13 protein-coding genes and 1 riboswitch are annotated in these 13,462 nt (G+C 70.4%); of the genes, 3 read left to right on the forward strand and 10 right to left on the reverse strand.

The genetic code is table 11. The features are described from left to right. Window positions 1-178 precede the first annotated feature (178 nt). From A8713_RS08115 to A8713_RS08125, 3 genes are all read right to left on the reverse strand, one after another. Window positions 179-1,213 (reverse strand): C40 family peptidase, encoded by a 1,035-nt coding sequence (locus A8713_RS08115; RefSeq protein WP_064532624.1) that lies wholly within the window; start codon window positions 1,211-1,213, stop codon window positions 179-181. 259 nt (window positions 1,214-1,472) lie between these two features. Beyond that, a complete protein-coding gene (locus tag A8713_RS08120) occupies window positions 1,473-2,822 on the reverse strand; it encodes an NYN domain-containing protein (protein WP_064532626.1) in 1,350 nt (449 codons plus the stop codon). A gap of 60 nt (window positions 2,823-2,882) precedes the next feature. Continuing rightward, window positions 2,883-3,122 carry a hypothetical protein gene (locus A8713_RS08125; RefSeq protein WP_064532628.1) on the reverse strand — a complete coding sequence of 80 codons (240 nt, stop codon included), beginning with the start codon at window positions 3,120-3,122 and terminating at the stop codon, window positions 2,883-2,885. A 154-nt stretch (window positions 3,123-3,276) separates the two neighbouring features. Here A8713_RS08125 and A8713_RS08130 point away from each other — a divergent pair, with 154 nt between their 5' ends. Then, a complete protein-coding gene (locus tag A8713_RS08130) occupies window positions 3,277-4,029 on the forward strand; it encodes a rhomboid family intramembrane serine protease (protein WP_079158874.1) in 753 nt (250 codons plus the stop codon). After that, window positions 4,026-4,307, forward strand: coding sequence for an Lrp/AsnC family transcriptional regulator (locus A8713_RS08135; RefSeq protein ID WP_018567420.1), 282 nt, complete (start codon window positions 4,026-4,028; stop codon window positions 4,305-4,307). Before A8713_RS08130 ends, A8713_RS08135 begins: the two co-directional genes overlap by 4 nt. 36 nt (window positions 4,308-4,343) lie before the next feature. On the opposite strand, the gene A8713_RS08140 is transcribed toward A8713_RS08135, so the two are convergent. The 6 genes from A8713_RS08140 to ctaE all read right to left on the reverse strand — a co-directional run bounded on the left by A8713_RS08140 (window position 4,344) and on the right by ctaE (window position 11,509). Beyond that, window positions 4,344-5,705, reverse strand: coding sequence for an aminotransferase class V-fold PLP-dependent enzyme (locus A8713_RS08140; protein ID WP_064532630.1), 1,362 nt, complete (start codon window positions 5,703-5,705; stop codon window positions 4,344-4,346). Window positions 5,706-5,889: 184 nt separating this feature from the next. After that, window positions 5,890-6,006: riboswitch (SAM riboswitch) on the reverse strand. 104 nt (window positions 6,007-6,110) lie between these two features. Continuing rightward, the gene (gene trpD / locus A8713_RS08145) at window positions 6,111-7,175 is read right to left on the reverse strand and encodes an anthranilate phosphoribosyltransferase (RefSeq protein WP_064532631.1); all 1,065 of its coding nucleotides are present in this window, start codon (window positions 7,173-7,175) and stop codon (window positions 6,111-6,113) included. Window positions 7,176-7,324: 149 nt separating this feature from the next. Then, a complete protein-coding gene (gene qcrB, locus A8713_RS08150) occupies window positions 7,325-8,965 on the reverse strand; it encodes a cytochrome bc1 complex cytochrome b subunit (protein ID WP_064532633.1) in 1,641 nt (546 codons plus the stop codon). Beyond that, window positions 8,962-10,020, reverse strand: a complete 1,059-nt coding sequence (gene qcrA, locus A8713_RS08155; protein ID WP_064532635.1) for a cytochrome bc1 complex Rieske iron-sulfur subunit — start codon at window positions 10,018-10,020, stop codon at window positions 8,962-8,964. Before qcrA ends, qcrB begins: the two co-directional genes overlap by 4 nt. Next, a complete protein-coding gene (gene qcrC / locus A8713_RS08160; protein WP_018567415.1) occupies window positions 10,017-10,826 on the reverse strand; it encodes a cytochrome bc1 complex diheme cytochrome c subunit in 810 nt (269 codons plus the stop codon). The genes qcrA and qcrC overlap by 4 nt, the downstream gene beginning before the upstream one ends. 62 nt (window positions 10,827-10,888) lie before the next feature. Then, window positions 10,889-11,509, reverse strand: coding sequence for an aa3-type cytochrome oxidase subunit III (gene ctaE / locus A8713_RS08165; RefSeq protein ID WP_064532637.1), 621 nt, complete (start codon window positions 11,507-11,509; stop codon window positions 10,889-10,891). Window positions 11,510-11,710: 201 nt separating this feature from the next. Here ctaE and A8713_RS08170 point away from each other — a divergent pair, with 201 nt between their 5' ends. Beyond that, the gene (locus A8713_RS08170; RefSeq protein WP_064532638.1) at window positions 11,711-12,109 is read left to right on the forward strand and encodes a hypothetical protein; all 399 of its coding nucleotides are present in this window, start codon (window positions 11,711-11,713) and stop codon (window positions 12,107-12,109) included. A 65-nt stretch (window positions 12,110-12,174) separates the two neighbouring features. Here the strand turns inward: A8713_RS08170 and A8713_RS08175 are convergent, their stop codons facing one another. Beyond that, the gene (locus A8713_RS08175) at window positions 12,175-13,446 is read right to left on the reverse strand and encodes a L,D-transpeptidase (protein WP_064532640.1); all 1,272 of its coding nucleotides are present in this window, start codon (window positions 13,444-13,446) and stop codon (window positions 12,175-12,177) included. Window positions 13,447-13,462 lie beyond the last annotated feature (16 nt).

The raw sequence follows: 13,462 nt of genomic DNA on the forward strand, positions 1-13,462 counted from the left end.
GGGGGAAACGCGGCCGACAGTAGCCGCGTCGGCACGCACCGGCCAAAGACCTCGGCGGGCGTACGACACGGCGCCCCGCCTCCGACACAGGTCAGGGGCGGGGCGCGGGGTCAGCGTGCGTTGATGCGATTCGCCCGTTCGGGCGGTGTGACGGCGTGCCGGTGGAGCCGGTTCGGACTCAGATGCGGACGCCGAACTGGAAGGGCATGTTGCCGATCGACTCGTAGCGCACGTTGGCGCCGGTGTGCGGGGCGTGCAGGACCATGCCCTTGCCCGCGTACAGGCCGACGTGGTGCAGGTCGCCGTAGAAGAGCACCAGGTCGCCGACCTGGAGCTGGCTCTGCGAGTAGATGCGCTGGCCGGCGTTGGCCTGGGCCTCGGAGGTGCGCGGGATGGTGACGCCGGCCTGGGCGTAGGCCCAGGAGGTCAGGCCCGAGCAGTCGAAGGAGGACGGGCCGGTGGCGCCGTAGACGTAGGGGCTGCCGATCACGCTCTGGGCGGCGGAGAAGGCGGCGCCCGCGTGGCCGCTGCCGGGCGATACCTTGCCCATGGAGACGCGCTCGGTGCCGCGGGTGGCGCGGGACTGCTCGGCCTGGGCGAGCTGCTGCTTCTCCTGCGCGGTCAGGGTGTTGAGGAGCTTCTGCGCCTCGGCCAGCTTGCTCTGGACTTCCTTCTTCTTGTTGCCCAGTTCGGTACGGGTGGCGGAGAGGTCCTTGAGCTTGCCGGTGGCCTCGGCGCGCTGCTGGGCGAGCTGGCGCTGCTTGTCCTGGATCTTCTTCAGGGAATCGGCCTGCTGCCCGCTGACCTGGCTGAGGGTGGCGGCCTTGTCCAGGTACTCGTCCGGGTGGGACGAGAGGAAGAGCTGGAGGGAGGGGTCGATGCCGCCGCTGCGGTACTGGCCTGCTGCCATCGAACCGAGGCCGTCGCGCAGCTTGTTGAGGTCCTGCTGGCCGCGGGCGACGTTGTCCTGGATGGTGGAGATCTCCTTCTGGAGCTTCTCCTGCTTCTCCTTGGCCCCGTTGTACTTCTCGGTGGCCTGCTCCGCCTGCTCGTAGAGCGTGTCGACCTTGGACTTGACCTCGTCCTTGCTGGGCTTCTCGCTCGGTGCCGCGTTGGCCGACTGCGCGCTGATCGCGACGGCGGCGGCTGCCGCGGTGGTGAGCATGGTCACCCGGGCACGGCTGGGCTGTTTGGGTCGACGGTGGGACGCCACGGAAGCGAGCTCCTTCTTGTGAGTGATCACCCGCTCGGAGGTTCGAAGCCAGACCCTAGTGACCTCATCGTGATGAATTCAAATCCTACCGACAAGAAAACCCGTCACGCACCGCATTCTTTGCCAGGAACTCACCTGGGGTGAGGCGCGGTTGACGCTACGTCGCGTGACGGTTCCGTCAATTCGGGCATTAAACCTCCCTGTTACGAATGAGCAGGAGATCAGCTTATGTCCGGAATCGACCGCGCCACAGACGCTTTCAGCCGCGGAACAGGCGCTTCAGGAGCATCGCCGACGCCACCGGCCGCGCCCCCGCCCTGGCGACGCCGTCGGCCACCTCGCGGTCGGTCGAGGCGACGATGACCGGCCGGCCCGGCGGCTCGGCCCGCACCAGCTGGCGGATCAGCTCGTCGGCGGTGACGCCCGGCTTGGAGAACAGCACCCGCACCCCGCGCGGCGGCGCGAGCAGCACCGGCGCCGCCAGTTCCGCGCCGTCGAAGACACAGGTGACCTCGGCGCCGGTCTGCGCGGCGAGCTGCGAGAGCTGCCCGAGCAGGCGCAGCCGCTGCTTCTCCAGCGGCATCTGCGGATAGCCGGTCTTGGTGACGTTGTAGCCGTCGACGACCAGATGCGCCTGCGGCAGCGCCAGCAACTGGTCCAGGATCGCCGGGTCGTGCTCGGACAGCGCCCGCGCGGCGATGTCCTTCGGCGTCATCCGGCCCGGCTCCACCGCGTCCACGGTCTCGGCCGGCCGTACGGACACCGGGGGCAGCGCGAGTTCGCGCCGCAGCCCCTGCGCCGCCTCCAGCACGGTGTCCAGGAGCAGCCGCACCCGCATGTCCTCGACGCTGCGGCCCTCGCGCGCCGCCTTGCGGGTGGCCTCCAGGGCCGCCTCCGCCTCGCCCAGCCGGGCCTTGAGGCGCCGGTTCTCGCTCTCGGCGGCCGAGATCTGCACCTGCCCCTCGGCGCGCACGCTCTCCGTCTCACCGCGCGCCTTGCGCAGCGCCGCCTCGCCGCGCTTGACGTCGCTGAGCGCGGCGCGCAGCTTGCGGTGCAGCGCCTCGGTCTCCCGGCGGACCGCGTCCAGTTCGGCGCGCAGGCGCTCGGTCTCGGCGCGGGTCTGCTCGCGGGCCCCGGCGAGCTGCTCGCGCAGCCGCTCCAGTTCGGCCCGGCTCTCCTCGTCGACGCGCTCGGCGTGCGCCCGCAGCGCCTCCTCGCCGGCCGCGGTCACCAGCTTCACCCAGCCCGCGGGGCGCAGCACATAGGCGGCGGCGGCCACGTCGAGCGGGTCGGCGGCCGGCGGCGGCGCGCCGGAGTCCAGGGCCCCGCACAGCTCGCCCTGCGCCTCGCGGAACTTCTCCCCGACCCGCTGCCGGAACAGCGGGTCGGTCTCCAGCGCCGCCGCCATCGCGTTGCCCGCGAACTTGGCGCGGCGGTTGGGCGCGAACCGGGCGTACTGGCGCAGCTGCGCGGGCAGCTCACCGACGGTCAGTTGCCCGAAGGCGTCGGCCACGATCTGCACGACCCGGCGCCGTACGCCGTCGGGCAGCGGACGGTCCAGCACCTCAGCGGCGCCGTCGCCCGGCTCCCCGCCTTGTGTCTGCGCCATCCGTCACCCCAATGCGTCACGGGATCCCCGCGGGGACCACCTGTGCGGGGCCCGCTCCGCTCAGGAGCCGGCGCCCGGCCTGTCCACGAGTTCCACCTTGTCCACGGCGTTGCACCAGCGGCAGCGCACCGACTCGATGGTCTCACTGACGACCTCGCGCTCCTCGACCGTGGGCTCACCGGCCAGGTCGAGGTGGACGTACTCGACGGTCTTCGACGAGCGCGTCACGTCGAAACGGGTGAGGTTGCCGCACAGCGTGCAGCGCCACCGCGTCGTGGCGGTCGGCAGGGGAACCGTCATCGTGGCTGCTCACTTTCCTTCCGGGACCGTGCCGCGCCGGTGTCCCCGGAGCGTCGGCCGTAACCCTACGGCCTGGGAGCCACTCGGCGCCCGGCTGTCCACGGCGGCGAGGCGCTCTGTGCGGATGCGTCCCGTTACGCCATGCTCTGTGCACATGACCAGCTCCAGGAACGCGGTGCCCGCCCGAGTCCTCCGGGCCCTGCGGGCGGTACGGACCACGCGCGCGCCGGTGACAAGTGCGATGCTCGCCCTGTGCTGCCTGGTCTTCGCGATGAGTCCGGCCTCCGGCCTGATCCCCTCCTACGGCACCGGGCACGGGCTGCTCCTCGCCCAGCAGGCGTACTTCCGGCGCTGGGGCGTGGTCCCCGCCGACCTGTTCTCGGGCTCCCCGCGGGCGGCGCTCACCCCGGCCACGGCCCTGTTCGTGCACGGCAGCTGGGTCCATCTGCTCGGCAACATGCTCTTCCTGCACGTCTTCGGCGCGATGACCGAGCAGCGCCTGGGCCGGGTCCGCTTCACCCTGTTCTACCTGGGCTGCGGCTATCTGGCCCTGCTCGGGTACGCCGCCGCGCACGCGGACTCCGGCCAGACCCTGGTCGGGGCGTCGGGGGCGATCTCGGCGGTGCTCGGCGCCTTCCTGTACCTGTTCCCGCGGGCCCGGGTGACCAGCCTGCTGCCGTTCCTGTTCTTCCTGCCGCTGCGCCTGCCCGCCTGGGTGGTGCTGCCCTTCTGGGCGGCCCTGCAGTGGCTGGCCGCGGGCCGGGCCGGCGACGGGCCGGGCGTGGCGTACCTGGCCCATGTCATCGGCTTCGGCCTCGGCTTCGGCTGCGCGTGGGCCGGCCACGGGCGCACGGCTAGAGTGAAGGTCAGCCCCGCTCCGGCCCCCGAGGGAGAGAACCAGCCGTGATCACCGCGATCGTCCTCATCAAGACCAGCGTGGACCGGATCCCCGAGATCGCCGAGCGGATCGCCTCGCTGGAGAGCGTCAGCGAGGTCTTCTCCGTCACCGGCACCTACGACCTGATCGCCATGGTGCGGGTGGGCCGGCACGAGGACCTGGCGGAGATCATCCCGGGCCGGATCAGCAAGATCCCCGGGGTGGAGGCGACGGACACCCACGTGGCGTTCCGCACGTACTCGCAGCACGACCTGGAGGCGGCGTTCGCCATCGGTCTGGACTCCTGACCTCCGGCCGGTCCGCCGCCTCGGGGGCCGCGGGGTTCACACCGCCGGGACGCAGCGGCCGTCCTCCGTGCGGTAGCGCCACTTGGCGCCGTCGCTGACCAGCTCGCGCACCGCCGTCACGAAGCGCTCCACATGCTCGTCGGGGGTGCCCGCGCCGAAGCTGACACGGATCGCGTTGAGGGACTTCTCGCCGGGCGCGGCCTCGGGGGCGCCGCACTCACCCTGGGTCTGCGGGTCGCTGCCGAGCAGGGTGCGCACCAGCGGGTGGGCGCAGAAGAGCCCGTCGCGGACGCCGATGCCGTACTCGGCGGAGAGCGCGGCGGCGAAGTGCGAGCTGTTCCAGCCCTCGACGACGAACGAGATCACGCCGACCCGCGGGGCGTCGTCCCCGAACAGGGAGAGCACCCGCACCTGCGGAACCGCGGCCAGGCCCTCCCGGACCCTGTCGATGAGGTGCTGCTCGCGGGCGACCAGCGTGTCGAACCCGGCTTCGGTCAGCGCCTTGCAGGCCGCCGCGATGGAGTAGGCGCCGATGACGTTGGGCGAGCCGGCCTCGTGGCGGGCGGCGCTGTCGTGCCACTCCACGTCCACTCCCCCGTCGGCGCGGCGGGACACCCGGCGGCTGGCGCCGCCGCCCGCGAGGTAGGGCTCGGCCTCGCGCAGCCAGTCGGCGCGCCCGGCCAGCACGCCGGAGCCGAAGGGGGCGTACAGCTTGTGCCCGGAGAAGGCGACCCAGTCGACGCCGAGGTCCTTGACGGACACCGGGTGGTGCGGGGCGAGTTGGGCGGCGTCCAGCACGATCCGGGCGCCGTGCGCGTGGGCGGCGGCGGCCAGTTCCCGTACCGGCCACAGTTCGCCGGTGACGTTGGAGGCGCCGGTGACGCAGACCAGGGCAGGGCCGTAGGGCTCGCGGTCGGCCAGCGCCCGCTCCAGGGTGGCGACGGCCTGCTCCGGGGTGCGCGGGGCGTTCAGGCAGGTCACCTGGGCGTCGCGCCAGGGCAGCAGCGAGGCGTGGTGCTCGGTCTCGAAGACGAACACCCGGCAGTCGGCCGGGACCACCCGGGCCAGCAGGTTCAGCGAGTCGGTGGTGGACCGGGTGAACACCACCTGGTCGTCCGCGCGGCAGTCCAGGAACTCGGCGACGGTGCGCCGGGCGTTCTCGAACAGGTCGGTGGAGAGCTGGGAGAGGTAGCCGGCGCCGCGGTGCACGCTGCCGTAGTACGGCGCGTAGGCGGCCACGTCGTCCCAGACCCGCTGGAGCGCGGGGGCGCTGGCCGCGTAGTCGAGGGCGGCGTAGGTGACCTCGCCGCCGGTGACGAGCGGCACGGTGACATCCCGGCCCAGAACGGGCAGCGGGGCGCAGACGGACTGGTCGGCGGCAGCGGTGGAGACAGACATGGGGGAACTCCCGTGAAGGCAGGGTGAACCGACCGCGCGAGCCCGGCACGGGGCTTCGGCGCGGAAGGGTGAAGTGGGTGTGCGGAGGCGGGGCTCGACGCCCTAACGCATTCGCTTGCTCACGGAAGGCTCCCTCGACCGACCAGGACCCCTGGCCCCGCACTTCCCTGGGAAGCGCGCGAGGGGTCCGCGCTTGCCGTAGACCTCGCTGCCTACGACCTGGTCTTCACCCGGGGCACCCCGCCACGGACGGAGGGTTGCCGGACAGCCGGCCGGGGCCACATGGCTGTCACTCATGACCTGGTGCCATCCTGCCACACGATCTTCTGTGCGCAAGGCGCGGTCCGGATCGTGGACCGCGCCTCGCGTCACCTCGCGCCGTGCGGACGCGCACCGCGGGGGCGCTCAGGCGTTGCTGGCGGCCACCCAGCGCTCCAGCGTGCCCCGGGCCGCCCCGGAGTCGATCGACTCGGCGGCCCGCGCCATGCCGGCCCTGATCCGCTCCGCCAGCGTCCCGGAGCCCGGTTCAAGGGCGACCAGGGCCGCCGCCGAGTTCAGCAGCACCGCGTCCCGTACGGGGCCGTGCTCGCCGTCCAGCAGCCGGCGGGCCACCTCCGCGTTGTAGGAGGCGTCGGCGCCGCGCAGCGCCTCCACCGGCACCAGGTCGAGGCCGACGTCGCGGGGGTCGAAGCGCTCCTCGGTGACCGTGCCCTCGTGCACCACCCAGACCCGCGAGGTGGCCGTGGTGGTCAGCTCGTCCAGGCCGTCATCGCCCCGGAAGACCAGCGAGGAGTTGCCGCGCTCGGCGAAGACGCCCGCCACGATGGGCGCCTCGTGCGCCACGGCCACGCCGACCGCCTGCGCCTTCACCTGGGCCGGGTTGGTCAGCGGGCCCAGCAGGTTGAACACCGTGCGGATGCCCAGCTGGCCGCGGGCCGCGCCCACATGGCGCAGCGCCGGGTGGAACTTCACCGCGAAGCAGAAGGTGATCCCGGCTTCCTCGGCGACCTCCGCCACCCGGCGAGGCGTCAGATCGAGGTTGACGCCCAGCTTCTCCAGCACGTCGGAGGCGCCGGAGGCGGAGGACGCGGCCCGGTTGCCGTGCTTGACGACCTTGGCGCCGGTGCCGGCCACCACGATCGAGGACATGGTGGAGATGTTCACCGTCTTGGCGCCGTCGCCGCCGGTGCCGACGATGTCGACGGTGGCGCCGGGCACCTGGATCACATTGGCGTGCTCGTACATCGTGCGCACCAGGCCGGTGATCTCCGCGACGGTGGCGCCCTTGGCGCGCAGCGCCACCGCGAAGCCGGCGATCTGGGCGTCGGTCGCCTCGCCGCCCATGATCCGGTCCATGGCCCAGGCGGTGTCGTCGGCGGTGAGGTCGCGGCGGTCCAGCAGGCCGTTCAGCAGGACGGGCCAGGAACGGCCCGCCGCGGTGTCGCCTCCAGCGGGGGTCACAGCGCTCATAAGCCGCTCCTGATTCGGTGTCCCGGGCTCCGGGACGCTACCTCTCGTATCGGCATCCACCCTATCCAGCGCGGGGGACGGCGGAGGGCCCCGTCCGGGGTTCGGACGGGGCCCTCCGGCCTGGCGTGGCGACGCTCAGGGGTCAGTGATCAGTGGTGGCCGTGGCCGCTCGTGATCTCCTTGTACTCCTCGACGGTCGGCTTCGAGATCTGGTTGTCCTCGCCGTAGTACGCGTTGCTGAGCTTGGCGCGCAGCTTCTCCGTACCGCCGACCTTGCGCTCGACACCGTTCTCGTCCACCGTCGGGCCGATCTCGGCCGGCTCGTACTGGTGGTGGGCGGTGAGGGTGTACAGCTGCTCCTGGCTGAGCGGCTCGTGGACCTCGATGAACTCACCGTGCGGCAGGCGCTTGATGATGCCGGACTCGCGGCCGTGCAGCACCTTCTCCTTGTCCCGGCGCTGGAGGCCGAGGCAGATCCGCTTGGTGATCACGAAGGTGATGACCGGGACCACGAAGAACGCGATCCGCACGAACCAGGTGATGGCGTTGATCGACAGGTGGAAGTGGGTGGCCCACAGGTCGTTTCCACCGCCGACCAGCAGCACGAAGTACCAGGCGATCCACGCGGCGCCGAAGGCGGTGCGGGTCGGGACGTTGCGCGGGCGGTCCAGGATGTGGTGCTCGCGCTTGTCGCCGGTGACCCAGGACTCGATGAACGGGTACACCGCGAGGGCGATGAGGACCACACCGAAGAGCACCAGCGGGATGAACACGCCCAGGACCAGCGTGTGGCCCCAGAAGTTGATCTCCCAGCCGGGCATCGCGCGGATCAGGCCCTCGGCCATGCCCATGTACCAGTCGGGCTGGGCGCCGGTGGACACCTGGTCCGGCCGGTAGGGGCCGATGGCCCAGATCGGGTTGATCTGCGCGATCGCCGCGACGGCCGCGATGGCACCGAAGACCAGGAAGAAGAAGCCTCCGGCCTTGGCCATGTAGACCGGCAGCAGCGGCATGCCGACGACGTTGTTGTTCGTCTTGCCGGGGCCCGCGAACTGCGTGTGCTTGTGGTAGAAGACCAGGATCAGGTGGCCGACGACCAGGCCGAGCATGATGCCCGGCAGCAGCAGGATGTGGATCGAGTAGAACCGGGCCACGAAGTCGTGGCCGGGGAACTCGCCGCCGAAGAGGAAGTACGAGACGTACGTGCCGACGATCGGCACGGACAGGATCGCGCCCTCCATGAAGCGGACACCGGTGCCGGACAGCAGGTCGTCCGGGAGCGAGTAGCCGGTGAAACCGGTGAACATGCCCAGGACGAACAGCAGGAAGCCGAACATCCAGTTGATCTCACGCGGCTTGCGGAACGCGCCGGTGAAGAACACGCGCATCATGTGCACGAACATGCCGGCGAGGAAGATCAGCGCCGCCCAGTGGTGGATCTGCCGGATGAGCAGACCACCGCGCACCTCGAAGGAGATGTGCATGGTCGAGTTGAACGCTTCACTCATCAGCTGTCCCTGGAGCGGGACGTAGCTGCCGTGGTACACCACCTCGTTCATCGACGGGTGGAAGAACAGCGTCAGATACACACCCGTGAGGATGATGATCAGGAAGCTGTAGAGGCAGACCTCACCCAGCATGAACGACCAGTGGTCGGGGAAGATCTTGCGCATGTTGGCCTTGGCCAGGCTGTAGATGCCCAGCCGGCCGTCGGCCCAGTCGGCGAGCTTCTCGCCGGCCGGTGCCTTACCGCGCGAGCGGTTCGGCTCGTTGCTTGCTGCAGTACTCATCCGCGCTCCCAGAATGCAGGACCGACGGGCTCCTCGAAGTCGCCGAGCGCTTCGAGGTACCCCTCGCTGTCCACGCCGATGCGCAGCTGCGGCAGGGCGTGACCGGCCGGGCCGAAGATGACTCGGGCACCGTCGGAGAGGTCGAAGGTGGACTGGTGGCACGGGCACAGCACGTGGTGCGTCTGCTGCTCGTACAGGGAGATCGGGCAACCGACGTGGGTGCAGATCTTCGAGTAGGCCACGACGCCCTGGTACGACCAGTCCAGCTCGCGCTTGTCCTTGATGTTGTCCGGCTGGAGCCGGACGATCATCAGGGCGGCCTTGCCGATCTCGGTCTGGAAGTCCTCGTCCGTCTCCTCCAGGCCCTCGGGCTTGGCGAAGGTGAGCGAACCGACGATGACGTCCTCGGGACGCAGCGGCTGGTTGGTGTTCATGTTGACCAGGCGCTTGCCCTTGGCCCACAGGGTGTGCCGCAGCGTCTCCTTGGGCAGCGGGCCCAGGTCGCGCAGCAGGAACACACCGGACAGCGGCACCAGGGTGAGCGCGCCCAGCATGGTGTTGCGGATCAGCGGCCGGCGGCCGATCGCGGACTCCTTGGCACCCTGCTTGAAGTCGGCGTGGACCTTCGCGCGGACCTCGGGGGACGCCTCGATCGGGTGACGCTCGTCGGCGACCTCGGCGTCCGACATCAGCGTGCGGGCCCAGTGGACCGCGCCCGCGCCGATGCAGAACAGCGCCACGCCCAGCGTCAGACCCAGCGCGAAGTTGATCGCGCTGATGTGCCCGAGCGGGAAGACGTAGACCGACTTGTCGTTCGGGATGGTCACGTACGAGGCGATGAAGCCCGCGGTGGCCAGCATGGAGACCGTGAACAGCATGGCGACGACGCGCTCGGACCGGCGGGCGGCCTGCTCGTCGACGTCCTGGATCCGGTGCTCGTGGGGCGGCAGGCCCGGGTCGGCGAACGGGTTCCTGTCGTCCGCGACCTCTGCGGCGCCGTGCGCCGCGCCCTGCTCAGCAGGCAGGTTCTCTTCTGGGATGTCTTGGGTACTCATGACTTCTTGGCCTTTGCGGTCCGAGCGGCGACCCACACGGCGACGGCGACCAGCGCGCCCAGTCCGAAGATCCACGCGAACAGACCCTCGCTGACCGGCCCGAGGCCACCCAGTTCGAGACCGCCGGGGTTGTCCGAGTTGTCGCTGTTGACCGCGTTCAGGTACGCGATGATGTCCTTCTTGTTCTTCTCCGACAGGGTCGTGTCGGGGAAGGAGGGCATGTTCTGCGGGCCGGTCTGCATGGCCTCGTAGATGTGCTTCGGGTCGACACCCTCGAGGTCCGGGGCGAACTTGCCGTGCGTGAGCGCACCGCCCTTGCCGGTGAAGTTGTGGCACTGGGCGCAGTTGGTGCGGAACAGCTCACCGCCCTTGGCGATGTCCGCGCCCTCCGGGCTGTACTGGTTCGTCGTCGGCACGGCCGGGCCGGCGCCCAGGGAGGCGATGTAGGCCGCCAGCTGGTCGATCTCGGCCTGGGTGTAGATGACCTTCTTGCGCGGGACCTGCGCGCCGGGCTGCTGGGCCGGCATACGGCCGGTGCCCACCTGGAAGTCGACTGCCGCGGCGCCCACGCCCACCAGGGACGGACCGTCAGTGGTGCCCTGACCACCGGTGCCGTGGCAGCTTGCGCAGCCGACCTGGTAGAGCTTCTTGCCCTCCTCGATGGTGAGGGACTGAGCCGACTCGTCGGCCTTCGCCTTGCTCGCGGGCGCGAACGCGGTGTACAGCCCCCCCGTGGCCGCCAGCGCGAGAAGGAGGACGACGACCGCCGCCAGCGGATGGCGTCGTCGTGCGGAGAGCTTTTTCACGGATTACCCCGGTGTCAGGATCTTCTGCGTCGATGCTTTGCGGACTGGGATCGGTTCGTCGGCTACTTGATCAGGTAGATCGTGGCGAAGAGGCCGATCCAGACGACATCGACGAAGTGCCAGTAGTAGGACACGACGATGGCCGCGGTCGCCTGCTCGTGGGTGAACCTCTTGGCCGCGTAGGTGCGGCCGAGGACCAGCAGGAAGGCGATGAGACCGCCTGTCACGTGCAGGCCGTGGAAGCCGGTGGTCAGATAGAACACCGAGCCGTACGGGTCGGAGGAGAGGGAGAGCCCCTCCTCCTGCACCAGGCTCGTGTACTCGTAGATCTGACCGCCGATGAAGATCGCACCCATGATGAAGGTGACGATGAACCAGCCCCGGAGCTTCTTCACGTCACCGCGCTCGGCGGCGAAGACGCCGAGCTGGCAGGTGAGCGAGGAGAGCACCAGGATCGTGGTGTTCACCGACGAGAAGGGGACGTTGAGACTGTCCGCCATCTCCTTCCAGTGCGCCGGACCCGTCACCGATCGCAGGGTGAAGTACATCGCGAAGAGGGCCGCGAAGAACATCAGCTCGGAACTCAGCCAGATGATGGTTCCGACGCTGGTGAGGTTCGGCCGGTTGACCGACGGGTGCGCGTGCCCGGTTTCTACTGTCGTTGCTGTCGCCACGACCGACATTATGTCGGTCGCTTATCCCGCCCTCACTCCGGGGGGTGCCGTTCGGAGTGTCTGTGGGGTGTGTCCAGCCCGTATGGCCCATCGAAGGGGTGTTCAAGGCGGTGTCCGCGGGGTGGACGAGGGAGTAGCATCCGCGCCATCGGTACCCGGAAGTTCCCGAACATTGCTGTGTCTTCTCGAGTCAAGATGCGTGGAGGAACAATGCAGGCGACCGCCACGGTGCTGGTCTACAGCGACGACGCCAACACCCGGGAGCAGGTGCGGCTGGCCACCGGCCGGCGTCCGGCCCAGGACGCGCCCCTCGTGGAGTTCGTGGAGTGCGCGACGCCGGCGGCGGTCCTCGCCGAGCTGGACAGGGGCGGGATCGACGTCTGCGTCCTGGACGGCGAGTCCGTCCCGATGGGCGGCATGGGGATGTGCCGCCAGATCAAGGACGAGGTCTTCCGCTGCCCGCCGGTGCTGCTGCTCATCGGGCGGCCCCAGGACGCCTGGCTGGCCACCTGGAGCCGGGCGGACGCGGCCGTGACCCTGCCGGTGGACCCGGTGGAGTTCGCCGGCGCGCTGGCCTCGCTGCTGCGCCGCAGGGCGCTCGTCGCCTGAGCGCCCGGGGCGGGCCGCGGCCGGCTGGCTGCGGCCCGCCCCGGGGCAGGCCCTCGTGCGGCCGCTCAGAGGCTCTGCGGGCGCAGCCTGGACTGGTCCGCCTGCGGGGTGGCGGCCTGCGGGCCGCTGCTCAGGGCGCTGCCCTGGAGCCACTTCTGCCAGGACAGGTTCCAGTCGCCGTAGCCGTTGTCGAACAGCTCCATGGGATCGCCCTTGGAGTTGACGACCTGGACCACGTCGCCCTCGTGGATGTTGTCGAAGAACCACTTGGCGTTCGGGGTGCTCATGCCGGTGCAGCCGTGGCTGACGTTGGCGATGCCCTGGGAGCCGATCGACCAGGGCGCGGCGTGCACGAACTCACCGCTCCAGGTCACCCGGGTGGCGTAGTAGACCGGCAGGTCGTACGAGTCCGTCGAGCCCGCGGCGATGCCGACGGTGGAGCTCTTCATCCGCACGAAGTACTGCTTGGCGAGGACCACCTTGACGCCGTTGCGGGTCTCGAAGCCGGGCTTGCCGGTGGTGACCGGGATCTCCTTGATCTTCTCGTCGTTGCGGTACACCGTCAGCCGGTGCGTGGCCGCGTCGGTGACGGCGACGACACGGTCCCCGGTGGTGATGGTCAGCGGCTTGGCGCTGCCGCCGTAGAGCCCGTCGGCGATCCGGATGTCCTCCAGGGTGCTGCGCACCTCGACGGTGGCGTTCGCGGGCCAGTAGTCGCGGGGCCGGTAGTGGAGCTGCTTGTCGTCCACCCAGTACCAGGAGCCCTGCACGGCGGGCGTGGAGCGCACCTGGAGGCCGCGCTCCACGATGGCGCGCTGCGCCTTGTCCTTCACGGGCTGGTCGAGTTCGGCCACGATGGGCTCGCCGACGCCGTAGGTGCCCGCCTCCGGGCCGAACTCGATGTTCAGGCGCCGGGTGGTCGCGGGCTTGCTGGTGTCGAAGGTGAGGACCTTGCGGCCGGGTGCGCCGTCGTCGTTCTCGGTGCGGACCGTGAGCGTGTAGTGGGCGCCGGCGGCCAGCGGTGAGGTGCTGTGCCAGCGGCTGCCGTCGGCGGCGAGTTCGCCCGCGACGTGCCGTCCGGTGGCGTCCTCGGCGCTGACGTCCGTGAGGTGTCCGCCGGAGCCCGTGGCGGTGACCACCAGGGGCTTGTCCGGGTCGGCCTTCTTGCCGGCCTCGGTGGGCCCGCTGAAGGTGATCTGATCCGCCGCGTCGTACGGGTCGGCGGCCAGCGGGTTGTCGTCCGCGCCGCAGGCGGTGACGCCCGCGCCGAGGGCGACCACCAGCGCAGTGCAGCTGAGACCGGCCTTTGCGCCCCGGGAGAACAGTTCGGTGCTCATGGCAGCACGCTAAGGA

The organism is Streptomyces sp. SAT1 (assembly GCF_001654495.1).
GTDB classification, from domain to species: Bacteria; Actinomycetota; Actinomycetes; order Streptomycetales; family Streptomycetaceae; genus Streptomyces; species Streptomyces andamanensis.